The sequence below is a fragment of the Noviherbaspirillum malthae genome (assembly GCF_015352985.1).
Lineage (GTDB): Bacteria > Pseudomonadota > Gammaproteobacteria > Burkholderiales > Burkholderiaceae_D > Noviherbaspirillum > Noviherbaspirillum malthae.
The window spans coordinates 1-25,502 of the sequence record NZ_JACYXF010000002.1; the positions used below are offsets into that span (position 1 = coordinate 1).

Annotated in this window: 19 protein-coding genes; 12 read left to right on the plus strand and 7 right to left on the minus strand. The window is 60.8% G+C overall.

Annotation, left to right across the window (positions count from 1 at the left end; genetic code table 11):
• The 6 genes from IGW03_RS03875 to IGW03_RS03900 form a co-directional block, all read left to right on the plus strand.
• Positions 1-424 (plus strand): ABC transporter ATP-binding protein (locus IGW03_RS03875; RefSeq protein ID WP_194721220.1); only part of this gene is annotated, 424 nt, incomplete at its 5' end.
• Between the two features lie 83 nt (positions 425-507).
• Positions 508-1,092, plus strand: a complete 585-nt coding sequence (locus IGW03_RS03880; RefSeq protein ID WP_194721221.1) for a gamma carbonic anhydrase family protein — start codon at positions 508-510, stop codon at positions 1,090-1,092.
• A 341-nt stretch (positions 1,093-1,433) separates the two neighbouring features.
• Positions 1,434-3,512 (plus strand): 3-hydroxyacyl-CoA dehydrogenase NAD-binding domain-containing protein, encoded by a 2,079-nt coding sequence (locus IGW03_RS03885; protein ID WP_194721222.1) that lies wholly within the window; start codon positions 1,434-1,436, stop codon positions 3,510-3,512.
• Positions 3,513-3,919: 407 nt separating this feature from the next.
• Positions 3,920-4,300 (plus strand): response regulator, encoded by a 381-nt coding sequence (locus tag IGW03_RS03890; RefSeq protein WP_323744921.1) that lies wholly within the window; start codon positions 3,920-3,922, stop codon positions 4,298-4,300.
• Positions 4,297-6,144 (plus strand): putative bifunctional diguanylate cyclase/phosphodiesterase, encoded by a 1,848-nt coding sequence (locus tag IGW03_RS03895; RefSeq protein ID WP_194721224.1) that lies wholly within the window; start codon positions 4,297-4,299, stop codon positions 6,142-6,144. The genes IGW03_RS03890 and IGW03_RS03895 overlap by 4 nt, the downstream gene beginning before the upstream one ends.
• A gap of 119 nt (positions 6,145-6,263) precedes the next feature.
• Complete coding sequence (locus IGW03_RS03900) at positions 6,264-7,712, plus strand: hybrid sensor histidine kinase/response regulator (RefSeq protein ID WP_194721225.1); 1,449 nt, start codon at positions 6,264-6,266, stop codon at positions 7,710-7,712.
• Positions 7,713-7,719: 7 nt separating this feature from the next.
• Here the strand turns inward: IGW03_RS03900 and IGW03_RS03905 are convergent, their stop codons facing one another.
• On the minus strand, positions 7,720-8,511 hold the full coding sequence (locus tag IGW03_RS03905) for a ferredoxin--NADP reductase (RefSeq protein WP_194721226.1): 792 nt from the start codon (positions 8,509-8,511) through the stop codon (positions 7,720-7,722).
• A 78-nt stretch (positions 8,512-8,589) separates the two neighbouring features.
• Here IGW03_RS03905 and serA point away from each other — a divergent pair, with 78 nt between their 5' ends.
• Positions 8,590-9,789, plus strand: a complete 1,200-nt coding sequence (gene serA / locus IGW03_RS03910; protein ID WP_194721227.1) for a phosphoglycerate dehydrogenase — start codon at positions 8,590-8,592, stop codon at positions 9,787-9,789.
• A gap of 91 nt (positions 9,790-9,880) precedes the next feature.
• On the opposite strand, the gene IGW03_RS03915 is transcribed toward serA, so the two are convergent.
• The 3 genes from IGW03_RS03915 to IGW03_RS03925 are packed head-to-tail and all read right to left on the minus strand — an operon-like array spanning position 9,881 to position 14,422.
• Positions 9,881-11,281: a SpoVR family protein gene (locus IGW03_RS03915; protein WP_194721228.1), complete on the minus strand. Its 1,401-nt coding sequence runs from the start codon at positions 11,279-11,281 to the stop codon at positions 9,881-9,883.
• 11 nt (positions 11,282-11,292) lie between these two features.
• Positions 11,293-12,450 carry a DUF444 family protein gene (locus tag IGW03_RS03920; protein ID WP_194721229.1) on the minus strand — a complete coding sequence of 386 codons (1,158 nt, stop codon included), beginning with the start codon at positions 12,448-12,450 and terminating at the stop codon, positions 11,293-11,295.
• 22 nt (positions 12,451-12,472) lie between these two features.
• A complete protein-coding gene (locus IGW03_RS03925) occupies positions 12,473-14,422 on the minus strand; it encodes a serine protein kinase (protein WP_194721230.1) in 1,950 nt (649 codons plus the stop codon).
• A gap of 122 nt (positions 14,423-14,544) precedes the next feature.
• Between IGW03_RS03925 and IGW03_RS03930 the strand changes: the two genes are divergently transcribed.
• The 5 genes from IGW03_RS03930 to IGW03_RS03950 all read left to right on the plus strand — a co-directional run bounded on the left by IGW03_RS03930 (position 14,545) and on the right by IGW03_RS03950 (position 18,280).
• Entirely contained in the window at positions 14,545-14,901 is a 357-nt protein-coding gene (locus IGW03_RS03930; RefSeq protein ID WP_194721231.1) for a hypothetical protein, read from the plus strand.
• A gap of 125 nt (positions 14,902-15,026) precedes the next feature.
• Entirely contained in the window at positions 15,027-15,932 is a 906-nt protein-coding gene (locus IGW03_RS03935; protein WP_194721232.1) for a ribose-phosphate pyrophosphokinase, read from the plus strand.
• Between the two features lie 357 nt (positions 15,933-16,289).
• The gene (locus IGW03_RS03940; protein ID WP_194721233.1) at positions 16,290-17,243 is read left to right on the plus strand and encodes an AAA family ATPase; all 954 of its coding nucleotides are present in this window, start codon (positions 16,290-16,292) and stop codon (positions 17,241-17,243) included.
• 62 nt (positions 17,244-17,305) lie between these two features.
• Complete coding sequence (bamE, locus tag IGW03_RS03945) at positions 17,306-17,809, plus strand: outer membrane protein assembly factor BamE domain-containing protein (protein WP_194721668.1); 504 nt, start codon at positions 17,306-17,308, stop codon at positions 17,807-17,809.
• Between the two features lie 141 nt (positions 17,810-17,950).
• Entirely contained in the window at positions 17,951-18,280 is a 330-nt protein-coding gene (locus IGW03_RS03950; protein ID WP_194721234.1) for a hypothetical protein, read from the plus strand.
• Positions 18,281-18,373: 93 nt separating this feature from the next.
• Here IGW03_RS03950 and IGW03_RS03955 read toward each other — a convergent pair whose 3' ends face one another.
• The 3 genes from IGW03_RS03955 to IGW03_RS03965 form a co-directional block, all read right to left on the minus strand.
• The gene (locus tag IGW03_RS03955) at positions 18,374-19,453 is read right to left on the minus strand and encodes an alpha/beta fold hydrolase (protein ID WP_194721235.1); all 1,080 of its coding nucleotides are present in this window, start codon (positions 19,451-19,453) and stop codon (positions 18,374-18,376) included.
• Between the two features lie 165 nt (positions 19,454-19,618).
• Positions 19,619-23,608 (minus strand): translocation/assembly module TamB domain-containing protein, encoded by a 3,990-nt coding sequence (locus IGW03_RS03960; protein ID WP_194721236.1) that lies wholly within the window; start codon positions 23,606-23,608, stop codon positions 19,619-19,621.
• Positions 23,598-25,394 (minus strand): autotransporter assembly complex protein TamA, encoded by a 1,797-nt coding sequence (locus tag IGW03_RS03965; protein WP_194721237.1) that lies wholly within the window; start codon positions 25,392-25,394, stop codon positions 23,598-23,600. Before IGW03_RS03965 ends, IGW03_RS03960 begins: the two co-directional genes overlap by 11 nt.
• Positions 25,395-25,502: the final 108 nt, after the last annotated feature.

Consider the following 25,502-nt stretch of genomic DNA (forward strand, 5'->3'; position numbering starts at 1 on the left):
GTCGGTGGAGCAGAACCTGGTGCTGGGCGAGAAGAAGGGCAAGAAGTCGCGCTGGAGCCTCAATGACATGTACAAGATGTTTCCGCGGCTGAAGGAGCGCCAGCATACGCCTGCCGGGGTCCTGTCGGGCGGCGAGCAGCAGATGCTGACCCTGTGCCGCACGCTGATGGGCGACCCTGACCTGATCATGATCGACGAGCCGACCGAGGGCCTGGCGCCGAAGATCGTGGAGCTGGTGGGGGAGTACCTGATGGAGCTGAAGAACCGGGGCATCTCGGTGCTGCTGGTGGAGCAGAAGCTGGCCATTGCGATGGAGATCTCGCAGCGGGTGTATGTGATGGGACACGGCGCGATCGTGTTCGAGGGCACGCCCGACGATCTGCGTGCGAATGCGGCTATCCGCAAGGAGTGGCTGGAAGTGTAAGCCGGCATGTGCGCGGCGCCGAGTTCGCCGCGCATTTTTCATGGTTCAGATGTCGGCTCCGGCATCTGTCTGAGGGAGGCAAGATGGCATTCTTCGGCCCGGACGTGGTTCTGGACGCACCCGCTTACGTGCACGACAGCGCGGCACTCTACGGCAAGGTCAGGATAGGCAGGAATGCTTCGATCTGGATGAACGTCGTTGCGCGCGCCGAGCAGCGGGAAATCATCGTGGGCGAGTACACAAATATTCAGGATTTCGTGATGCTGCACATCGGTGACCGTACTCCCACCATTATTGGCGCCCATTGCTCGATCACGCATCACTGCACCATTCATGGCTGCGCCATCGGCGACAACTGCCTGATCGGCATCAATTCCACGATCATGGACGGCTGCGTGATCGGCGACAACTGCATCGTCGCTGGGCACAGCTTTCTCAAGGAAGGTACAGTCATTCCGCCGAATTCAATTGTCATGGGCGCACCCGGCAAGGTTACGCGCACCCAGAACAATTTTGTACGCAACCGGATCAACGCCTATCTCTATTACCGAAATGCGCTGGCCTACGCGTCGGGAGATTTCCGCGCCTGGGAAGCAGCATCGTTTCCGGCGGAGATTGCGGAAGAAATGCAGCGTTTGACTGCGCTGCTGGAGGAAGGCGCTCAATAGAAAAGGGCCTAGCAACTTGAGGTCTGCAGTTAGGTGTTGCATGGTTTCGAGAAACTTCCGCCGCTTGGTTATTTTCCTGCAGAGAATGCAGAAGAGGAACGCGCCCGCGGTCAGGAAGGCCAGTGAAAAGGAGATGAGGCCAGCTTTGAGATTCACTCGTCGCAACTCGCCTTCAACGGTCGGGTCTATCCAAGGCCCGGTTTTTTTTGCTGAAAATAATACGGGCGTGCTTTTTTGCGGTATAGTTTTGAGCGTCGCACAATAACATCAGCCTCGATGAAATTCACGCTGCCGCTTCGAGCGCAGACGCGGATTCAGACATCTAATTTAAAGGAAGAGATATGACAGCCGAATACAAGGTCAATGGCGCGGTCGCCGTCATTACGCTCAACAATCCTCCGGTCAACGGCCTCGGTCATTCCACTCGCAGCGCCATCGTCAACGGCATGAAGCAGGCGCTCGACGACAATGCGGTCAAGGCGATCGTCATTACCGGTGCGGGCAAGGCCTTCTCCGGCGGTGCCGACATCAAGGAATTCAATTCGCCCAAGGCACTGGCCGAACCGACGCTGCACACCGTGATCAACGTCGTCGAAGGCTCGACCAAGCCGGTGGTGGCAGCGATTCATACCGTCTGCATGGGCGGCGGCCTCGAGCTCGCACTGGGTTGCAACTACCGCGTTGCGTCGGCCGGGGCACAGATTGCGCTGCCGGAAGTCAAGCTCGGCATTCTTCCCGGTGCCGGCGGCACGCAGCGCCTGCCGCGCGTGCTCGGCCTGGAAATGGCCCTGAACATGATCGTGTCCGGCAACCCGGTACCTTCTGAAAAGCTTGCCAAGACTGCGCTGTTCAATGAAATGATCGAGGGCGACCTGCTCGAAGGTGCAATCGCCTTTGCCAACAAGGTGGCCGATGTGCGTCCGCTGCCGAAAGTGCGCGACATCAAGATCGATTATCCGAACTACGAAGGTTTCCTGCAGTTCTCCCGCAATACCGTCAGGGCAATGGCCGGTCCGTTCCCGGCACCGCTCAAGTGCGTGGAAGCCGTGGCTGCTGCCGTCACCAAGAAGTTTGACGACGGCTTGAAGTTCGAGCGCGAACTCTTCGTCGACCTCGTGCAGACCACCGAATCAAAAGCCCTGCGCCATGCCTTCTTCGGCGAGCGCGCCGCGAGCAAGGTGCCTGACGTGCCGGAAGATACGCCGACCCGCCCGATCAAGTCGGCGGCCGTCATCGGCGCAGGCACCATGGGCGGCGGCATCGCGATGAACTTCGCCAATGCCGGCATCCCGGTCAAGATCCTCGAGATGAAGCAGGAGGCGCTGGACAAGGGCCTCGCCACCATCCGCAAGAATTATGAAAATACGCTGAAAAAGGGCAAGCTGACGCAGGAGAAGTTCGACCAGCGCATCGGCCTGATCACCGGCACGCTGTCCTACGAGGAAATCGGCCAGGCCGACATCGTGGTGGAAGCGGTGTTCGAGGACATCGGCGTCAAGGAACAGGTCTTCAACAAGCTCGATGAAGTGATGAAGCAGGGCGCGATCCTCGCTTCGAATACTTCCACGCTGGATGTCGACAAGATCGCCAGCTTCACAAAGCGTCCGCAGGATGTGATCGGCCTGCACTTCTTCAGCCCGGCCAACGTGATGAAGCTGCTCGAGATCGTGCGCGGCGCAAAGACTGGCAAGGACGTGCTCGCGACATCGCTGCAGCTGTCAAAGAAGATCAAGAAGACCGGCGTGGTCTCCGGCGTGTGCGACGGCTTCATCGGCAACCGCATGATCGAGCAGTACAGCCGCCAGGCGGGCTTCCTGCTGGAAGAGGGCGCGCTGCCGGAACAGGTCGACAAGGCGATCGAAAAATTCGGCTTTGCGATGGGCCCTTTCCGCATGGGTGACCTCGCCGGCAACGATATCGGCTGGTACATTCGCAAGCGCCGCTACGTGGAAAAGCCGGAAGTGACTTACTCCAAGACGGCCGACCTGCTGTGCGAAATGGGACGTTTCGGACAGAAGACCTCTGCAGGCTGGTACGACTACAAGCCGGGCGACCGCAAGCCGTATCCTTCCCAGGTCGTCAATGACATGATCATCAAGCATTCGGCCGATCTCGGCATCGAGCGCCGCAAGATCAGCGACCAGGAAATCGTCGAGCGCCTGGTCTATGCGCTGGTCAACGAAGCTGCCTATATTCTCGAAGAGGGAATTGCGCAGCGTGCCTCCGACATCGACATGGTCTACCTGACCGGCTACGGCTTCCCGCTGTTCCGCGGCGGCCCCATGTTCTACGCCGATACCGTCGGCCTGCCGAACGTGGTCATGGCGATGGAGAAGTATGCCAAGGGACGTCACGGTGAAGCATGGAATCCGGCACCGCTGCTTGCCAAGCTGGCTGCGGAAGGCAAGAGCTTCAACTAAGCCATCAGCTGAAAATTCAATACGTTCTTTTGAATGGTGTGCCGAAAGCCCGGAGCGATCCGGGCTTTTTTGTTACCAATTGTTGATTTGCAATCAACGGGATTGATATTTATCAAGCCTACGAAGTTGTCCTAAGGCAACATAATGAGGAAAGTCGCCCTTATCTATTGAATATGGGATACCGATATCCGCAGGTACCGACTATATTCGAACGTTGTACCTTCAGGGTTTTCTAAACTCGCCTGACCGTCATCGCAGGACATGCGATCTGGCGGCATGGCGGTGTCTGTAGTCCCGGTTGATAGTGGGTCGGCTTTGCACCTGAGGCTTCTTCAGGTGCTTCCGAATGACTCGAAGCGATCGCGGCTTGCGTGGAGCGATCGAAACAGGCTGATATGGAAAGTGTTGTGCAAAAGACGGTTCTGATCGTCGATGATGAAGAAAGAAATCGCAGATTGCTGGAAGTGTTTGCAAGTTCTGACGGATACCGGACGCTGACCGCAACAAATGGAGAACAGGGCTTGCTGCTGGCCAGGACAGAGCGCCCCGACGTGGTGCTTCTTGATCTGATGATGCCCGGCATGGACGGTTTCGAAGTGGCGCGCAAGCTCAAGGACCAGGCCGAAACCGCGCATATTCCCGTCATTGTCGTGTCTTCCCTGGACGATGCGGCGTCGCGAGGCCGAATGCAGGATTGCGGAGTGGACCGGATACTTGGCAAGCCGATCGATCGCTGGGAACTGTCGCGCAGCATCGCCGAACTGACTTGCGGAGCGTCCGCTCCATGAAAAGAACACAGGTCGCCAGCCTTGACCGTGCCAATCGCGTGCTGACCATGCTCAGCCGCATCAACCGCAGCATCATCCGCGCTGAATCGCCCGACTCCGTTTACCGCGATGCTTGCAGGATCGCCGTCGAATGCGGCATCTTCCGGTTTGCCTGGATCGGCCTGGTCGATACGGGAAGCAACCGCCTCCGCATGATCAGCGCATATGGCGATGCCTGCGGATTGAACGAATCGCTGGTGGCGGCCGGCGGGCTTGCAGATAATGTCTTGCGCAGCAGTCAGCTTTGCATTTACAACGACCTGATGACTCTCGGCGCCCGGATGGGCGCCACCGAACTGCTCCAGCGCGGCATCCATGCCATGGCCGGCTTGCCGCTGTGCGAGGATGGCCGCACCGTTGGCGTGTTCCTTCTCTACACTGATCAGACGGAGTGCTTCGACGAGACAGTGACCGAACTCATGCAGGAAGTGGCGGACGATATCGGATTTTCGCTGGGCCACATTCTCAATCACCAGCAGCGGCTGGCGGCGGAGTCCAAGCTGTATTACATGGCGTTCTACGATGCCCAGACCGGCATGCCCAACCGCATGCTGCTCGAGGAGCGGCTGCCTGCATTGGCCGAGCGCCACAAGTCGATTGCGATGTTCGACATACGCCTGCTTCGGGTCGGACGCGCCACCGAAGTCTTCGGACGAAGCGCGCTGGAACAGGTGTTGCGTACGATTGCGTACCGGCTGGATGCCTGTCGTGGCCCGGACGGGCTTCTGGCCAGTGTTGCTACCGACGAATTCGTGCTGGTGATGCCCGGTTTGACCGATCAGGCAGAGATTGAAAGACTGGCCGGCGAATTGATTGCAAGGATCGAATCGGCAGTGCCGGTGGGCGACAGCGAAGTTTTCCTGCATGCGTCGGTCGGCGCAGTGCATTATCCCGGGCTTGAAAGCGATCCCATGCACCTGCTGCGCCGCGCGCGGGTGGCGGCAGACCGCAAGGGAAGCGACAGCGGCTTCCGGCTCTATGGCAAGGCGCTGGACGAGGATGCGGAACAGCGCCTGCAGATGGAAGCCGAGCTGCACCGCGCGCTCGAACGAAACGAATTCTTTCTGCATTACCAGCCGCAGCTGTCGCTGCGCAACGGCGAGGTGCTGGGGGTGGAAGCCCTGTTGCAATGGAAGCATCCGGAGCGCGGCATGCTGTCTCCGGGCACCTTCATTCCCTTGCTGGAAGAGTGCGGGCTGATGCCTCAGGTGGGGGCATGGGTGCTCGATACCGCCTGCAAGCAGGTGCTGCAATGGCAGGAAGCCGGCTTGCCGCGGCTGCGGATGGCGGTCAATGTATCGGCCCTGCAGTTCCGTATGTCGAACCTGACCATGGTAGTCAGGCAGGCGCTGGCAGGCGCAAAACTGCCGGCCGAATGGCTGGAACTGGAGCTGACCGAAAGCCTGATCCTGGAGAACGCGGAAGCGACGATACGCGCCATGCATGAACTGAAAGCGCTCGGCATCGCGCTGTCGCTGGATGATTTCGGCACCGGCTATTCGTCGCTGAGCTACCTGCGGCGGTACCCGCTCGACCGGTTGAAGATCGACCGCTCGTTCATCAACGAGATGATGAGCTATCCGAGCAGCGCTGCCCTGGTACGTAGTATCCTTGCGATGGCGAAGAGCCTGGAGCTGATCACCATCGCGGAAGGAGTCGAAACTCTTCACCAGATGGAGTATCTGCGCAACCTGGGCTGCGAGGAAATGCAAGGCTACCTGTTCAGCAAGCCGGTGCCGCCCGAGGAAATCGTCAGTCTCATGCGGCGCGGTGAAACGCTGCCGTTGAGGGCGGGTCAGGAATAGCCAGCAATGGCGCCATAGGGCGCATCCGGTGCAGGGCGCCGGATGGTCATCACGCGCGGAGGGCCTTGGCGTTCTCGTCTTCGTCTCGGCCCGAGAGAATTGAAACAGGAGGTCCTAAGGTGGACGTACAAGGCAGGACCTGGCAAGACGCTATCGAGATCCTGATTGCGGAAGACAGTCCGACGCAGGCGGCAAAACTGAAGCTCCTGCTCGAGGCAAAGGGCTACCGTGCCCGCATCGCAGGCAATGGCCGCCTTGCGCTCGACGCCATCCGGCAGCATAGGCCGCAACTCGTGCTGTCGGACATTCTCATGCCCGAACTCGATGGATACGGCCTTTGCCGGGAGATCAAGTCGCAGCCGGAGCTGCGCGATCTTCCGGTGATTCTCGTCACCTCCCTGATCGATCCGGAAGATATCGTCCGCGGTCTTGAATGCGGTGCCGATAACTTCATCCGCAAACCTTACAACGACGAATATCTGCTGGCGCGCATCGAACAGGTGCTGATGAATCGCCGCCTGCGCGACGGCCAGCAGGATGGCGACGGCATCGCCGTCTATTTCAATGGCGCTCATCACCATATCAATGCCGAGCGCCGGCAGATACTGGACCTGCTGATCTCCACCTATGAACAGGCGGTGCTGGTCAATGAACAGCTGCAGGCACGTGAACGCCAGGTCAACGAACTCAACGTCCGGCTGGCGCATCATGCCGCCCAGCTGGAAGCGACCAACCGGGAAATTGCACATCAAAATCTTCAGCTGGAACAGGCAAGCCGGCTGAAGTCCGAATTCCTGGCCAACATGTCGCATGAATTGCGCACCCCGCTCAACGCGGTGATCGGTTTTTCCGAAGCGTTGAAGAGCGGCCTGCTCGGGCCTCTGGCGGCTCCGCAGGTCGATGCGATCGGCGATGTCTACGAAAGCGGCAAGCACCTGCTGTCGCTGATCAACGACATCCTGGACCTGTCCAAGGTCGAGGCGGGCAAGATGGAACTGGAGCTGGAGCCGACCGATGTGCAGAGGCTGATGCAGAGTACCGCCAATGTTTTTCGCGAGAAGGCCTCCACAGCGCAGGTTCAGCTGCGGCTGCAGATGGAAGCGGTTGGCTGGGCCATGGTTGATCAGCGCAAGATGCGCCAGATCATCTACAACCTCGTCTCGAACGCCATCAAGTTCACGCCCGCCAAAGGCAGCGTCGTTCTGCGCATGTGCCTGATGGCGGCGGCGCAGATTCCGCTCGACAAGGTGGTAGGCGGCGAGTTGGGCGCGGCGGCTTCGGTGCCGCGGTTTCTCACGATATGCGTGAGCGATACAGGCATCGGGATCAATGAAACCGACCGCAGCCGGCTGTTCCAGCCCTTCGTCCAACTCGACAGCGGGCTCGCACGCAAATACGAGGGTACCGGACTCGGACTGGCACTGGTCAAGCAGATGGTGGATCTGCACGGGGGAGTCGTTACCTTGAGCAGCGAGCCTGGGCAAGGATCGGAATTCACCGTCTGGCTACCGTATCTTGAAGCAGGCGAGCCTGCTTCCGGCATCGCCGTATCGGGACGCGCAGGCTGAACCTACGTTACCAGTAGTTTTCGGTAACGAAATGGCCGGGCAGGGCGCGCCGTACCGGGCGCATCCCGCGCTCATGCAGGAGACGTCGCATATCTTCAATCATCTCCGGATTGCCGCACATCATCACGCGCGTTTGCGCATCGGAAAATGGCAGTCCCGCGGCCGCTTCCAGTTGGCCCGATTGCAGCAGCGATGTCAGGCGGCCATGCAGCACCTTGCCATCTGACGGCGGCTCTTCGCGGGTGACGGCGCGTATCACCCGCAGTTGCGCTGATGACGGCACCGGCGGCTGCAACTGCAGGCTTTGCAGCTCCCTATCAAATGCGAACTCGTCAACGTGGCGCACGCAGTGCAGCAGCACCAGGTGACGGAACCGCGTCCATACATAGGGATCTCTCAGCATGGAAATATACGGACCGATACCGGTGCCGGTCGACATCATCCACAGGTCTTCGCCGTCGCTGAAGCGGTCCGGCGTCATGAAGCCGAAGCATTGCTTGTCGAGGTAGATCGGATCATGCACCTTCAAGGCCTTGAGACGGCTGGTGAAGAGTCCGCCTTCGACGATGATGCCGTAGAACTCCAGCTCGTCTTTCTGCTGCGGCGAGGAGGTCATGGAATAGGCGCGCCAGATGACGCCATGCGCATCCGCCAGGCCCAGCCGCGCATACTGGCCGGCGGCAAAGGAATACTCCGGCGGCCGCGTGGTCGTAAACGTCAGCAGGCGATCGTTCCACCAGGTCAATTTGGTAATGGCCTGCCTGGTTGCCTTGGCGGCGATCTGTTCTTCGTTCAGCATCCGGGTCCTTTCCGTGGCGGGAGCAGGGTGAATATTTTTAAGATATATTGTAAATGAATCTTTAAACAAGGATAGCCAATGACGAAAATCGTCCTACTCGAAAAGATCCATCGCAGTGCAGTCGAACATTTGAACGCAGCCGGATTCACGGACGTAGTGCAGTTGCCGACGGCATTGAAGCCGGATGAACTGCAGTCGGCGCTGGCCGACGCCGATGCGGTCGGCATCCGCTCGGCGACGCATATTTCCGCTGATTCGCTGGCGAAACTGCGCGGGCTCAAGGCTATCGGCTGCTTCTGCATCGGCACCAATCAGGTGGATTTGACCGCGGCGGCGGCCCACGGTATCCCCGTTTTCAATGCGCCTTTCTCCAACACGCGGTCGGTCGCCGAGCTCGTGATCGCCCAGGCCATCCTCCTGCTGCGCCGCATTCCCGAAAAAAATGCGCGTACGCATCGCGGGCAATGGGACAAGAGCGCGCAGGGCGCTTATGAAGTACGCAACAAGGTGCTCGGCATCATCGGATACGGCAATATCGGCGCCCAGGTCGGCATCCTGGCTGAAAGCGTCGGTATGCGCGTGGCTTACTACGACGTGGAAAGCAAGCTGCCGCTCGGGAACGCCAGGCCGGCGGCCAATATGGAAGACCTTCTGGCCCAGGCCGACGTGGTAACGCTGCATGTCCCCGGCGGAAAATCGACGGAAAACCTGATGACCGCGGAACGCATTGCAGGCATGAAGCCGACCGCGGTCCTGATCAATGCATCCCGCGGCGGCGTGGTGGATATCGATGCCCTGAACGAGGCGTTGCGCGAGAAACGTCTGGCCGGTGCCGCGCTGGATGTATTTCCCGCCGAGCCCAAGAACGACAAGGAGGAATTCGTTTCTCCGCTGCGCGGCCTGGACAACGTCATTCTCACGCCGCATATCGGCGGCAGCACCGAGGAAGCCCAGGAAAATATCGGGCGCGAGGTGGCCGACAAGCTGGTGCGCTTCCTGCAAGCCGGAACGACGCGCTGGGCGGTCAACTTTCCGGAAATCCGGCATGTGGCCAAGGAAGCGAAGAGCCGCGTGCTGCATGTGCATCGCAACGAACCCGGCGTGATTGCACGCATGAATGCGGAGTTCGCTGCAGCCGGCCTGAATATCGTCGCCCAGCATCTTCAGACGCGCGGACCGATCGGCTATGTAATGACCGACGTCGATGATGTCATTCCGAAAAGCCTGCTGCAGAAGCTGTGTTCGGAACCGGCCGCCATACGCTGCGAGCTTGTTTAACGCGGTACCGGTCAGACGCCGGATATAGAACCGGGAAGCCGCCGCATGATGCGGTCGCTTCCCGTCAGCATCTTTCGCTCAGTGCGCAGATTCAGACACGCTTGCTGGTCACCACGCGCGCCTCGCCGCGATCTCCCACGGTATGCAAGGTGACCGGGCGCCGCCAAACCCGGCCGATATATTCCAGCACGCGTTCAGCGCGGCCCAGATCGACACCGCGGCCATCGGTCTGATGATCATGGATCAGCTGCAGGCTGCCGTCGACATGCATGTTGTTGGCGGCGATGCGGGGCGCGCCGAAATTGAATTTCGGTGCGAGGATGGCCTCATGCACCGCGTGCACGTCATTGTCGGAAATGCGGATGTCGCCGTCGTTGCGCGCTTCATAGACGAACAATTCCAGCTTCTGTATCAAGTCCTTGGTCAGATAGTTGCGCACGAAGCTGAAGTCGTCTTCCTCCTTCATGATGCGCCGTGCATTGTCGAGACCGTGCTTTTCGACGATGTCTTCCCACATCGAAAAACCGAGGTGGTAGGGATTCACCGCAAGCGCAAGCTGCCGCTCGGCCGCATAGGGACGCACCACATCCGAATGGGCCTTGATTGCTGACAGATACAAGTCATGCGGCAGGAAATCCGCTTCGCGCAGCAGTCGTGCATGCCAGTAGGACGCCCACCCTTCATTCATGATCTGGCAGGCGAAGACCGGATAGAAATAGAAAGACTCTTCGCGGACCGCAAGGAAGATATCGCGTTCCCAGCCTTCAAGGTCGGGAGCATAGTTCGCAATGAACCACAACAAATCGTATTCCGGCTGGGGCGGAATGGTCGGTCGCTTTGCATGGTCATGGTGGTCAACATGCATTTTCTCGCCAGGAAGGCTCTTGAAGCGCTTCTGGAAGGCATCAAGCTGCGGCTCGGGTGCATGGGCAGCATGCTGCGTCGGATAGAGCGGCCGGTGCAGTTCGCGGTTGACGTCGATATGCGGCTCGAGCGCCAGCGCCGCATCCAGCACGGACTCGACCCGTTCCTGGCCGTATTCCTGGATCGCGGTCTCGATCCGGTGTGCCCGCGCAGCGGCCTGTTCAAGAATGTGGCCGCCCGCCATTTCCATGAACTTGGCGAACAGGTAATTGTTTTTCGAGAAATCGGCATGGCCCAGCACGTGCGCGGTCACTAGGGTATTCTCGGGCAGCGTATTGCCGTTGACCAGGTAGGCGCGGCAGGGGTCGCCGGGAAACATCACTTCAAAAATCCGCGAATGGCCCATGCCTTGCCGTATCAGCTGATGGATATAGCGGATGCCGAACGACCAGTGATGCATGCGCACCGGAAGTCCATATACCGCGATTTCCATCATGAAGTTGTTCGGCACCAGCTCGAAATCGACCGGGTAGTAGTCAAGTCCGAGCTTGCGCGCGAGGTCCTCGATCTGCGATGAATACTGCTTCAACGCCTCGATCGTTTCCGGCGAATTGGTGGTTGTGCACATTGAACCAGTCCTTATTCGGATTCCTGCTGCACGAAGAACTTGCGGATGGCTTTCCAGACGTCTTCATGGCGAGTGAGAATGCTGCTGCCGATCGGGGCTCCGGTACGTTCGATTTCGCCGCAAAGCATCTTCATCTCGGTTTCGCTGGTGCGCGGCGAACCAGGCACGGTTTCCACATAGCCGACATAGTTGAGCAGGCGGCTCAGCTTTCCGAGATACTCAGTGGCCGCGGCGCGGTCCTCGGTGAAATTCTCGCCGTCGGATGCATAGAACAGATAGCCGTTGTACTGCGACGGATCGTACTCGCTCTCGATCAGCTCCAGCGCCATCTTGAACGCCGTCGAAGCGCCGGTGCCGCCGGTGCCGGTCACGTTGAAGAACTCGCTTTCAGTGAATTCCCATGCCTGGGTGGTATGGGCAATGAAGCGCGTCTCCACCTTCCCGTAGCGGCGGCGGATGCCTTGCAGCACGAAGAAGAAAAAGCTCTTCGCCAGCTTGCGCTCCGCATCGGTCATGCTGGCCGACACATCGAGGGCAAAGATGACCACCGCATTGGTGGCCGGCTTGCGCCGGTGCACCAGTTGCTTGAAGCGCAGATCCTCGTTGGTGAAGGGCACCGGGTTTTCCTGCGTGGCGCGCCGCTTCACCGCTTCCTTCACGGTGCGGCGGCGATCCAGGCGCGCGCGGGCGCCATGCTTGTCCCAACCCTCGCGCACGTACTCGTCGTCGGTGACGGCGGTATTGCGCTTGGGCTGGAGATCGGGCAGCTGCAGTTCTTCCCATAGCCAGTCGATGATGTCATCGACCTTGAATTCAAGCATCAGCTTGACTTCGCCTTCGCCGTTGCCGCCTTCACCTTCGTCGCCGCCCATGTCGGGCTGTGCCTGGCGCAGGATGTCGCCAGGCTTGCCCTGTCCCTGGCCGGCGCTGGAGTGCGACTGCGATGGCGACTCGGACAGGCGGAAGCGGGCATGTTCCAGCATCTTCACCGGCACCTGCACCGTCCTGTCCTGCGAGCCGGTAATGACATCCGGCCCGGCCACCAGGTTGGGAAGGTTCTGCTGCACCGCCTCGCGGACCTTCTCGTTGTGACGGAGCCAGTCGCGCGAGCCCCTGGAGAACAGGTCGTACCAGGGAGTCTCAGCAGAGATCGAAATGAGTTGAGTCATAGGTTGCCCTTATGTGCAAGGATTACTCCTGCGCCATCAGCGTGGTTACATAGTTGAGCGCCTCGCGTGCGCTGTGGCTGTCGTAACCGTATTCCTCGACGAGCCGCTTTTCGACCACCGAGATTTTCTGGCGCACTTCCTCGTCGGGACGGGTGGTGGAGCTGACCAGCCTCAGCACGTCGCGGCGCTGCTCGAACAGATATTGCTGGACCGCGTTATGCAGCTGGGCATGGCTGTCGAGCGTGAATTTCTCGCCGCGCTTGTAAGCGCCCATGGCCTTGCGCACCACTTCCTGACGGAAGGACTGTTTGCCCGAGTCCGAAATATGGATCTTTTCCTCGACCGCGCGCAGGAAGCGCTCGTCGGGCTTGCGCTCCTCGTTGGTGATCGGATCCTTGATGTGCCGGTTGTCCAGCGTTGCCTCTACCTCGTCGAGATACTTGTCAAGCAGGTCCTGTGCCTCCTGCTCGAAGGAGACGAAGAGTGCCTTGTGCACATCCTCCTTGACCCAGCGGTTGTAGAAGTCCTTGCGGGCCAGCACCAGGTAATCGATCCACTTGCGCTTGCGCTTCGGATCGATGCGCGCGTCGTTCTCGATCGAATCCTTCAGCGCCAGCAGCACATCCATCGTGGTGAGGCTCTTCGCATTGGACTGGATGATCGCGTTCGACAGCGAATTGATGACGAAGCGCGGCGAGATCCCGCCCAGGCCTTCATCCGGCATGCGCTGCTTCAGGCGCTCCGTCTCGGCATGCGCATAGCCTTCCACCTCTTCATTGGCGTAGAGCCTGACTTTCTTGCCCAGCTCCAGTTCCTTGTCTTCGCCCTCGTGCAGACGGGTAAGGATCGCAAATACCGCTGCCGCGTGCAGCACATGCGGATCGAGATGCGTTTCGCGGAAGGCCGCTGCCGCAGACGAGATCAGCTTCTTGTAAATCCGGGCCTCGTCCTTGTAATTGAGCGTATAGGGCACCTGGATGATGACCATGCGGTCGAGCAGCGCCTCGTTCTCGCTCTCCTGCAGGAACTTGCGGAACTCCGCCAAGTTGGTATGCGCAAGAATGGTTTCATCGAGATAGATCAGCGGGAAGCGCGAGACCTTCACATTCTTTTCCTGCGTCAGCGTCAGCAGAAGATAGAGGAATTCGCGCTTGACCTTGAGGATCTCGATCATTTCCAGCATGCCGCGGCTTGCCGCATACACTGCACCGGACCAGGACCACGCCCGCGGATCGCCCTCGTCGCCGTATTCCGCCACCTTGGACAGGTCGACGGAACCGACCAGGTCGGCGAGATCGGCGGTGGTCGGGTCATGCGGCGCATAGGTGCCGATGCCGACGCGGCCGGCTTCGGAAATGAAAATGCGCTCGACCGGCATGCGCAGGAAATCGCCCTGGTAATCGTTCTCCAGACGCGTGCGGCAATGCGGACAGACTTCACCCTTGATATCGACCCCGTAGGTTTCGCGGAATCGCGAACGCAGGGAGTGCGGCACGAGGTGCAAGGGCGACTCATGCACCGGGCATCCCTGAATGGCGTAGATCGCGCCGGCCTCGGTATGGCTGTATTCCTCCAGGCCTCGCTTGAGCAGGATCACCAGCGTGGACTTGCCGCCGGACGGCGGGCCCAGCAGCAGCAGCAGCCGGCGGCCCACTTCGGAGCCTGCGGCGGCTGCCTTGAAATAGTCGACCACGCGGTCGATCGATTCATCGACGCCGAACAGTTCCTGGTCGAACAGGCGGCAACGGAAATTTCCCTTTTCATCTTCTCCGCCCATCCAGCGGATCATGTCCCACATGTACTGATGCGATGTGCGCGCTGCGCCTTGCGGATCGGCAGTCATGACTCGTTCGAGGAACTCGGAGAGGGTTCCGGACCAGTAGGTGGCGCGATGGTCCTTGGTGAATGCGATCAGGCTCTTCAGAAGGTCTTCTTGCTGCTCGGTACGATTGACTTCACTTTGCGTCGTCATTGCATGTGCTCCCCGCAGGTTCATCGCATGTTCAGGATGGACACACGATATCGGTTTACGTTTCTGTCGCGCTCTAGTTAAGTATAGGGCGCGCTGGAAAAATTAAATGATGAGGATCGTCAATGATTTCACATGCATCCGGTGTCCTGCTCATTCGCGGTGCTTGCGCACATAGAGCGTTGAAGCAAGATACATGCAAGTATGAAGAGGAAACGATTGTGCGTGCATTTCCGCCAAAATTCGCAGCCGGAACGCTGTTGCGGGGCGTATTTCCCTTTCTCTCGCAGCAACGAAGTGTCTTCTCCGAGGTTTCCGCTTCCTGCGAAGTAAATTTGCGCAAGGCATCGGGAAGTATCGCCAGAATGGAAAAATTTCCTTTGAAAAAATTACAGGTCATACACGCTTTATCGCCCGATGGCTCATCATTCTTAGTGAGTCCTCGCCAGCGTCAACGATGCAAGGATCGATGCGTTGATTGATCGCGCTCAATGGCGATTGGCAGTGTGGCTTTGCTGCTGACAGATTGACGGCTTTCTGCGCAAACGCAGAGGATCGGCGAATGCCGCCGATAAAGTGGACGCAAGAAAAAGCGTAAGGGAGCGCAATGATGTCGGTACTGTTTCCGCTGCCGGGAAACGAGATGTTCGCCGCTTCGGTGGCGAAGGCCTTGTCCTGCGAACTGGGCGATCTGGAAACCAGGCTTTTCCCGGACGGGGAGTCCTATGTCAGGCTGCTGGCACCCGTCAAGGATCGCGACGTGGCGCTGGTATGCACGCTGCACAAGCCCGATGACAAGCTCATTCGTCTTTATCTCGCTGCCAGTACGGCCCGCGAACTCGGAGCGCGCCGGATCGGACTGATTGCGCCGTATCTCGCCTACATGCGGCAGGATTCGCATTTCAAGCCAGGCGAAGGCGCCGCCTCGCAGCACATGGCCCGGTTCCTCTCGGGTACGTTCGACTGGCTCGTCGCCGTGGACCCGCATCTTCATCGTCATCACTCCCTTGATGAAATCTATTCCATACCGTCCAGGGTGGTGCAGTCTGCACCCATGATCGCGGCTTGGATAAGGGAGAATGTGACACATCCGGTTGTCATCGGACCCGATGCCGAAAGCGAGCAATGGGCAGCAAAGGTGGCTCGCGCTGTCGGATGCCAGCATGCGATCCTGCAGAAGACGCGTTACGGCGACCGCGACGTCGAGGTGACGGCGCCGCAGACCGCCGGATGGGAACACATGACGCCCGTCATCGTCGACGACATCGCCTCCACGGGCAGAACCATGATCGCGGCCATACAGCATCTGCGTGCGGCCTGCCTGCCTGCACCCGTCTGCATTGCGGTGCACGGCGTATTTGCCGACGGTGCGCTCGATGACATGCGGGCAGCAGGCGCCGGGCGCATTGTCACCTGCAATACCATCACCCATCCCAGCAACGCCATTGCCCTGGAGGAAGCCGTCGCTTCTGCCGCTTCCGAATTCATGGCGTGTCTTTCTGCTGCGGCATAGCTTTCTGGTTTATCCATCCACGCACAATCAGTCTAGGTGTTTGAATCCCGGCAGCTGCTGCTGCCGGTTCACCACAGGCTGCACTGCGAGCGCGCGAAGCCGTTGACATTCGGTCGCGTTTTCGGTGCAATGAAGCTGAAGGTGGCTTGCTGGAAATCCTTGCACTTGGAACAGAGTTTGCATATCCATGTGCATGTACAAATGCAAGGCAAGTCTCCTGTCCATGACTGGCGTGTGGTGTACGACAGTCGGTGGAAGCGTTGGAGCCGAGCAGGCAGCGGTTGTGCGCAATGGTGGAAATTGTAGATTTTGCCCGCAAGGTCCCATGAAAGATTGCATGCGATAGAGGAGGTATTTATGACGATTACACTCGCCCGCTCACATCCAATCTATAACATGAAGGAAGTCGAGAGTGCCCAAGCCAGGGCACGCTCACTAAAATCGCCCGAGCTTGAAGCCTTCTACGAGAACATGCTCGAACTTGGTGCGGAACGATTCGTGACAACCCCTTCATCCACGGCGGCGCTGGAACCGCTTTACGACGATTGTCCGAATTTCGGTGAAGTGCTCGACGACCTGAAACGCTATCTCGGGCTGGCCATCGTCGGCGGCGCGGGCTTCAACGTCATGCCGGTGCTGCTGCTGGGCGACCCCGGCGTCGGCAAAACCCACTTCGGCAAGAGGCTGGCGGCGGTACTGGGCACCGAGTTCGAGTTCATCAGCATGAATGCCTTGTCCGCAGGTTTCGTGATCACCGGCAGTTCATCCACATGGAAAGGCGCCAAGTGCGGCAAGGTGGCGGAGCGGCTGGTGCGCGGAAAATTCGCCAATCCGGTGGTGCTGCTGGATGAAGTCGAAAAGGCGACCGGCTCCACCCAGTCCGACCCGATGGCTGCTCTTTACCAGCTGCTCGAACCAGAGACGTCGCGGGCTTTTCATGACGAATTCATCGATGTCGATCTCGATGCGAGCCAGGTATTCTGGGTGCTGACGGCCAACAGCCTCGACGGCATTCCCGAAGCCCTTTTGTCACGCATGGCGGTGTACGATGTGCCTTCCCCGACGCCGGAACAGTCCGCGGTCATCGCCCAGCGCGTCTATGACGGCTTGCTGAAGGAGCTGCGGCTCAAGAACGTCGACGAAGACTTGCCCGACAATGTACTCGACAAGCTTTCGGATGTGTCGCCGCGCGAAATGCGCAAGGCGCTGCTTGACGGTCTCGGCTTTGCCGTTGCGGCAGGGCGGTCTTCGCTAGTACCGGAGGATTTGCGCCTGAAGTCCGACGGCGGCAAGCGCCGGATCGGGTTCTGATAATGTTTGCTGGTGCCGGTCTGGGGCCTCCGGCGCCGTTCAAAAGGACGTTAGGAACAATGATGCGCAATTGGCTGCGAATCGTGATGCTCGCCTTGTTTGCCTTGCTGGCCGCCGGTTGCGACAGGCAGGGCCGGCCTGTAGAGGAGTTCGGATTGGACAAGCTGGAAAAGGGAATTTCCTCGGAATCCGACGTGCGCATGGTGATGGGCAAGCCGGAGACCGTTTGGGAAGAAGAGGACGGCACGCGCGCGCTGCAGTATCCGAAAGGCCCGGAAGGTGTACGCACCTGGGAATTCGTCATCGACAAGTCGGGCTTGCTCAAAGATTACCGCCAGCTTCTTACGCAAGACACCTTTGCCCGCATCAAGCCCGGCATGACACGCGATGAAGTGCGCCGCCTGCTCGGCAAGCCGCGTACCGTCGTCCAGTACAAGCTGAAGAACGAGGAAGCCTGGGACTGGCGCTATCAGGTCGGCACCGAGCCGCGCTTTTTCAACGTGCATTTCGACATCACCAGCGGACGCGTCACCGGCACCAGCAGCCAGGATGCGCGCAACTACTGAGAATCAATTATTCGTGCTGACGTTCGCCGATAGATGCGAAACCAGCAATCGTTTCCGGAGTCCTAGAAGAGAGGCGTCGCCGCTTGCATGTCGATAAGACATTCGGCCGACGTATTTCCGGTTTAGCTCATGGAGGCAACAATGAAAAAATCTGCATTGACCGTGATCGTTTCCGCACTGGCGTTCGCAGGCATCGCGCATGCCCAATCGCCGGCTTCGGAAATTCGTGAAAGCACCGATCCCGCGCGCATTGCCGATGTGGAGCAGAGAGCGGCGGATCTTCAGGCGCGCCAGCAGGCCGCTCGGATGGAAACGACTTCGGGCGACAGCGGGTCTGGCGAGTCCGGCAGCACTCAGCGCGGCAAGCATCATTCGGCGCGACATTCCGGGCAGGCGGGTGGAGCCGGAGGACATTCCGGGCACGGAAGTTCTGGCGGCCAGAGCGGCGCGTCGGGTGCATCGAGCAAATAAACAGCAAGACAGTAAAAACGCCGCTTCGTGCGGCGTTTTTGTTTCGGCAGGCACTTCAGGGCAACACAGGGCTGGAGACCAGCCCGCAACCACTCAATGCCAATCACGCGCGATACCATCGGTCCAGGCAAGCACCTCCGGCCAGATTTCCGCATGGGCACTGCTGCCGACCAGTGCGCCGACATGTGCCAATGCCACACCGGTATCTCCTTGATAGGCGATCAGGCGCTTCACCGGACTGGCCGCGGCGTCATGGAATGCAATGATCGAAGACGGCGGAATGATGGTGCTTCGCGGATCGTAGATGGCCAGCAGCGGCGATACGATGTTCTGCGGTCCGATGCGCTGGCCCGCGATGTCCAGCTCGCCGCGCATGAAAGCGTCGCGCAAATACAAACGGTCGACGACTTCCTCGAACAGGGCGGGCGCCATCGGCGCTTCGTCCAGCGTCCAGCGCTCGACCAGCAGGTGGCTGCGCATATGCCTGGTGGACCCCATGCTGGCGAACATGTCGGCGATGCGCTCCGAACCGAAAGTCGACGGTGATGCCACCATGCTGGCCAGGTTGAGTACCGAGCCGGGAATACGCCCGAACAACCGGGTCACTTTCTCCGGTTGAGGGCCGAAGGCAACGAGCGGACCGAACGACCCCGAGCCGCGTGCGAAATGCAGCGGGGACTCCACTTGCACCAGCCCCGAAACCCGCTCCGGCCGCAGCGCGGCATAGATCGTGGCGAAAACGCCGCCGAGCGAATGGCTGAGCAGGATGAGTTTCGCAGGTCCGCCTTCGGTACGGATGGCGTCCATGCATTGGTCGAGCGCCCGAAGCGCATAGTGTTCGAGTCCGAAATGCGTGTCCTCCTCGCCGGGCTCCGTCCATTCCACCAGCCATACCTGAAAACCTTCGTCGAGAAGACGCAGCACCACGCTGCATTCCGGGTCGAGATCCCAAATGTAATGACGCTTGATCGGCGCCGGTACGATGAATGCGGCTTTGCCGCTGCCCGGGTTCGCGCTGTAGCGGCGCAGGCGCAAGCCGGGCGCGGTCATCACGGTCTCGTAGGGCGTTTCCACCGGGCCATAGCCCATGCGTTCCATGACCGCGCCACGGGTGCGTCGCGCCCGGTCCATCGACTCAAACCACCAGCGTATGCCGGATGACATGGGTTGCATGCAGTTTCCTCCAAAAGCTGATTGACGGTAGCAGGTGATGTTTGGTCACCGCCTGCCGGCAATTGTTCAATCGGATACAAACCTTATGGCTGTCTTGCCCCATGACATCGAAAAAACGTTCGTATGTTCGCAAGGCAATCAATGTCGAACCGGTACTAAGCCGCGTCAATCGAATGCAATGTTGTAGAAGAGGGAAAGCGCGCTTCTGGCTCCGGCTTCAGCTTCCACCGACAGTTTCGGCGATAGCGCATAGCGAAGCTGAACCACGCTGCCGGCATTTTCCAGGCCTTGCTGGTAGCTCAGGTAGAGGCGGGAAGAAATCTGCTTGCCCAAGGTAACGATGCGCTGCTGCAAGTTGTCGTTGCTGGTGCCGACGCTGAAAGTGTCAAGGCCGAAGGCGCTGGCGATTCGAGATTGCACCCCGGCTTGGGCACCGCGCGCGAGCAGGGCGGCTGCCGCGCTTTGCAGCGTGGTCGCATCGCCCTGGCTGGCAGTGGCAAGTCCGCGTCCCAGCACCAGCCAGGACAGCTTTTCCGCGTCGGCCACGCTGGGCTCGGACACCAGCGTGATGCGCGGAGCCAGTACCGTGCCGCGCACCGAAACGCCGGCTTCCACTTCCTGGCCGCGTCGCATGGCCAGGATGTCCAGCGCCGGATTGTCGAGCGGACCGGTAAAGCGAATTTCTCCCTGTTCGATGGCAAGTTCGCGGCCATAGGCGCTGAAGGTGCCCTTGGCAATGCTCAGGGTGCCTTGCGCCCGCAATGTTTCGCCTGCGGCACTGATGATGCGTACCTTGCCCACCAGTGTTGCATCGATGCCGCGTCCCTTCAGCGCGACGCCCTCGCCGAGGGACACGCTCACGTCAACGGAGGCTGCGGTCTTCTGCGCCCCTTTTTTCTCCTGTCCGACAATGACGACATCGCTCGACAGCTCCGGCTTGTCGGCGCTGCCCAGGTCGACGAAGCCGAAATCCACGGTAAAGGCGCCGTTGACCGTTGCACGATTTGCCGCATACGCGAGCTGGCTGTCGCCGCTGACGATGACGCGCCGGTCCGGGCGGTTGAGAACGGCAAAGCGTTCCGCATGCAGCGCGATATTTGCGGCCACCTCGCCGCCGCCGAGATCGATGGGGCCGGACATGGCGATGCTTCCGCCGCCGCCGCGGAAGTTCAGGCTCTCGATGACCAGCCGTTCTCCCTGGAATTCGCTGCGCAGGCTTCCCTCGCGAAGATCGACGCCGAGGTCGGCCATCGCCACCCGCAAACCGTCGCCGGTGATGCTGCCGGCGAGGCGCGGGTCTCCAACGCTGCCTGCGATCGCGACATCGCACTGCAGCCGTCCGGCGACAGCCAGCGACGGCGAGGCTAGCGGGCCAAGCCAGGACAGCGACGGCACATCGATCCGGGCGCGGCCTGAAAGCGGCGCATCGTCGGCCAGCGTCAGGCGTTGGCTGCCGGAGCCGGTCCGCGTGCCTGCGGCGACGTCGATCGTCCCCAGCCGGCTGCCTTCGGCCTGCAGCTGAACGTCGACCCGGCCGCTTTCGGCGGAGAGCGCAGCGCTTAGCCGGCGCAGTCCGAGCGTGAGAGGCGTGCTGCCGAGCACTGTGGCGTCGCCGCTGTCCCGCTGCAGCCGGGCATTGCCCGACAAGGTATCCGCCATGCGGAGATTCCAGTCTCCGCTGAATTGCAGATCGGTTCGCAGCGGCGGTGATTTGGGGAGAAGGCGCAGCCACTGCGCGATCTGCACTTTTTCCAGCCTGCCGCGCGTGGCGATGAGTGTGTCTTCCCGCAGGAACTGTTCGATGCCGATCCGGCCGCCGTCGGTGTCGACAATGAAATTGTCCAGCTGCACCTTGGCAGCCGACAGCAGCAGCGGTGCCGGCGCAGCCAGGCCGGCCTTGAGCTTCCCGGCGGTATTGAAGGATGCAATCGATCCCTGCCATTGCGGCGCGCTCTCCAGGCGGCTGAGGCCGCCGTTGGCCCGTAGCGTCCAGTTCTGTGCCGGTTCGTTCAATGCGGCTTCGATGGCATGTCGTGCAGTGGTGCCGTCGGCGCTCACGTTGACGCGATCGATCTTCAGCTGCGCCGCCTGGATGCCGTTGGCCCGCAGCGAGATGGACAGCGGTGCGTCGGGCGCCGGCGCAAACCGCGCGCGCAGTTCGAGGTCGGCCAGCTTGTTCGCGCCTTGCTGCAGACCGCGTGCGCCGACATCGGCAGTCACGGCGTTGAGGATCAATGACTTTTCCCGATCCAGAACGGCATCGGCCTTGCCTTGAAGGGTGCCGATCTGCACGGAACCGGGAAGCCGCAGGTTCGAACCGCTCCACTCCGCATTGATGGCCGGTTTCTGCAGGGAGCCCCGCACGGTTCCTGCCGCGCGTGCCGCGCCGCTGAATGCAGGACCGAGCTGGGCGAGCCGAGGCGCATCGAGATTGAACTTGATCTGCGCATTCTGCTCCGCGAGACTGCCCTCGGCAGTAAGCCGGTTGGCGCCGGAAGTCAGCAGAAAGGCGGGCACATCCAGCCGGTCATTGTCGAGCTTCACCTTGCCGTTGCCCGCAAGCGGATTGCCGGCGAGCTGGCTGTCGTTGATCGAAAATTCCAGGTTCGCGGCCAAGCCGGGCTGGCGTCTTCCTTCTGCATTGAAGCGTGCGTTGAGCAGCAATCCGGGCAGCTGCGCAAATTCGCCGAGATCCTGCAGCCTGAATCGTTCGATGTTTCCCTCGGCTCGGAAGGCCTGGTCGCCTGCGAGGTCGGCCTGGCCGGTGAGCGACACGATGCCGCTGCCTGCTTGCAGCCGCGCGCGGTCGACGGTGATGCGCTGGTTTTCCATCGCGGCGTGGGCCTCCAGCCTCAGGCGCTGCTTGCCGAGCGGCTCGCTGAGATCGACGCTGGCTTCCTGGCGGCCAGCCGCCTGCTTCAGGTCGACCTTGCCGGAGAGACGGGTGGGGCGGGAGCGACCGTCCAGGGCTTGCAGATTCAGTCGTTCGGTATGCAGCGTAGCCGACATGTCGCTGCCGGCGATCACGGCGTTGCCGGTGATGTCTCCGGCCGCAGTCTTGCCGTCGCCCAGGCGAGCGACGATGTGGTCGATCAGAATGCTTCCGCCGTCCTGCCGGAATACGCCATCCAGTCCGATCAGGGGCACTTTCTTCTTGTCATAGGTGCCCGGCGAGCGGTTGTTCACGCTCAGTCGGCCGTCGCCGTTTTCGGAGGAAACAAGTTCGGCATCCAGACTGGTCTCGGGCAGGTCTGGCATCAGTCGAGACAGATCGACGCCGCGTGCGGTCAGCTGGGTTGCGCCGAGCGGTTTTTCGGAAAACGGGCGCAGCAGCGCCTGGCCTTGTATCGGCGCCTGGTTCACCACCAGGTCGACTTTCGCGGTCAGTTCCTGCAGCGAGCCCGAGAGGTTGAGCTTGCCGTCGGCGCCGATATTCTGGTCCTGCAGCGTGCCTTTGGCATCGGCCCGTATCGCCGCGCTGAGGGCGTGCGGCGGCAGGGCGGCAATATCTGCTTCGCCGCTCAGGCGTGTGGATGCCGAGCCATTTTCCAGCACCGGGCTGGCCGCCAGTTCGCGCAGGCGCAGCCGGTAACGCTCCCCATCGAATTCTGCATTCATGCCTATCGGTCCGAAGTCGGCCAGCTTGGCCGGACCTTTGCTGAAAGAACCCTGGTCGAGCTTTGCTTCGTCAAGCTGAAGCTTGAACGGCAGGCCGATGTTTCCTGGCGGCGGGGTCTTTTCCTCTTCCTTGGGTTCGCCGGTGCTCGTGATGTCGGCGCGGGCCACATGCAGCGAGGTGATGTGCAGATTGCGCCGCAGCAGTTCCGACGGCCGCCAGTCCAGCCGCAGGTCGCGCAGGACGGTTCTGCTGTCGGGCTGATTGATGACCAGTTCTTCGATGCGCAGCGGACCGGTCAGACGGCCGGAGACGCCGCGTACCTGCAGGCTTTCTCCCGCAAAAGACTGCGCCGTCCGCAGCAGCGCGCGGGTGCCGCTTTCTGTCGCCGCCAGCCAGGCGATTGCAGCCAGCAGTACGAGCAGCAGGCCGGCGATGGTCAGCAGAATCGGATGGCGCCGCCGCCGGGATGGTCCGGGTTGCGGCGAGGCGGAGGAGGCGGCCGGCGCGGCGGCCTGATCGTTGCGTTCAGAAGCCATAGCCGAGGGAGAAATGCAATCTGAGCTTCTTGGCCTCATGGCCGTAGGCCAGGTCGACGTTCACGGGGCCGAGCGGACTGCGCCAGCGGGCGCCGACGCCGGTGCCGTGGCGGAAGCGGAATTCGCTCCAGGAATCTGCGGCATTGCCGACATCATGAAAGACGGCCGCGCCCCATTCCGGCGTCAGCATGTACACGACTTCCCCGCTCAGAACTGCGGTGACAGGTCCGCCGACGATGGCGCCGTTCTGTTCCACGCCCAGCGTGTTGTAGCCATAGCCGCGTACGCTCTGGTCGCCGCCGGCCCGGAACAGCAGATCGCCCGGCACGGTCAGGCGGCTGCCGCCGAATACCTGGCCGACTTGTCCGCGCACCACGGTGCGAAAGCGTCTGGCAGGCTGTTCCAGCCACAGGCCGCGTGTGACGACGCGGCCAATATTGCTGTCGTTGCCGAGGCCCTGGGGCCCGGCGCCAAGTTCGACCGAGGCGACATAGCCTCGGCGCGGCAGCAAAGGATGATCGAGCCTCCTGCGGGTATAGGTAAAGGTGCCAATGACTGCCTGCCTGTTATTGCGGAAATCGCCGATTTTCTGGCGGTCGGCCAGATACGAAACGCCCCACGCCTTTTCGTCATTCTTGTTCGGACTGGCGACCCGTCCGCCGAAACGTATCTTGTCGTTGGTCTCGCCGGCGCTGACCGTGCGTTCATAGCGGGCGCCGACACTGGGCAGCCAGCCGTCGAGCCATCCTTCCTGTATTGCCGGAAGGAAGACGTCGCCGCCCAGCAGCCGGGTTTCCCTGTCGATGCGCAATTCCGATTCCAGGCGCCAGTCGCGAGACAGGAAATTGCGGTCGAGCCACTTCACCTGCGCGCGTGCGCCGGTGTCGGTGGAGAAGCCGACACCCAGGGACAGGCGCTTGCGCGGATTCTCTGACAGGTCGAGCCGCACCGGCACGTTCATCGGCGCCGCCGGATCGACGTCGACCGTGGCAAATGCGGACCGGAAATAACCGGTGTCTTCCAGGCGTGTCTGCAGTTCGTTCAGCTTTTCCTGGGAATAGGGCTCGCCCGGCGTAATCGGATTGAGCCTGTCGATCATGTCGCGCGAGTAGCGTGTCAGACCTTGAATATCAAGGTCGCCGAATGTGAAGGCCGGGCCGGAATCAACCTCTACCGAAAGTTCTGCGACGTTTCGTTCCGGATCGACGCGGGCCTCGCTCGAGGAAATCGCCGCCGCCGGAAAGTCGCGGTTGAGCAGATCCTTGAGCAAGTCGTTCTTGGCGTCCGTCCATGCCTTTTGCGTGAATCCGTCACCGGGGTCGAGTTTCCATTGCCGGCGAAGCCGCTCCATTCTCCGGACGTTGGCCTGATCGCCCTCGGCGATAGCGCCTCGAAAACGGATGTCGACGGAGGATATGCGGGTTTGCGGGCCCAGATCGACATCGATGCGCGCCACCGGCGAACCATCGCCGCCTTCCAGTACCGGGCGGATGACGGGAGAAAAATAGCCTTCCGTGGCGAGCAGGCCGCGCGCCTGTTCCGGCGCGATCTCGACCAGCCTGCGGATTTCCTCAGTTGACATATCCTTGTCCTTCTGCCGGCGGCTGATTTCCAGGTGCTCTTCAAGCAGCCCGCGCAGGCGTCCGGCACCCTCGATTTCAAGCTTGTAGTTTGCCGTTTCCTGGGTCTCCTGGGCATGAACCGGGGTCGGAATGGCCGCAGAGAGCAATGCGGCCGTCAGAACGATGACGGCACCCGCTGCAAGGCCGCGGTTGCGGCTGCGCATACCGTGACCTCGGTTCCCGGGGTTGGAGCCGGTGCTGCTAGGCACGTTGGAGGCAGTGGAAAAGAAAAGAGGAAGCGTGCTCAATCGGGGCAAAAGTTAGGAGAAAGG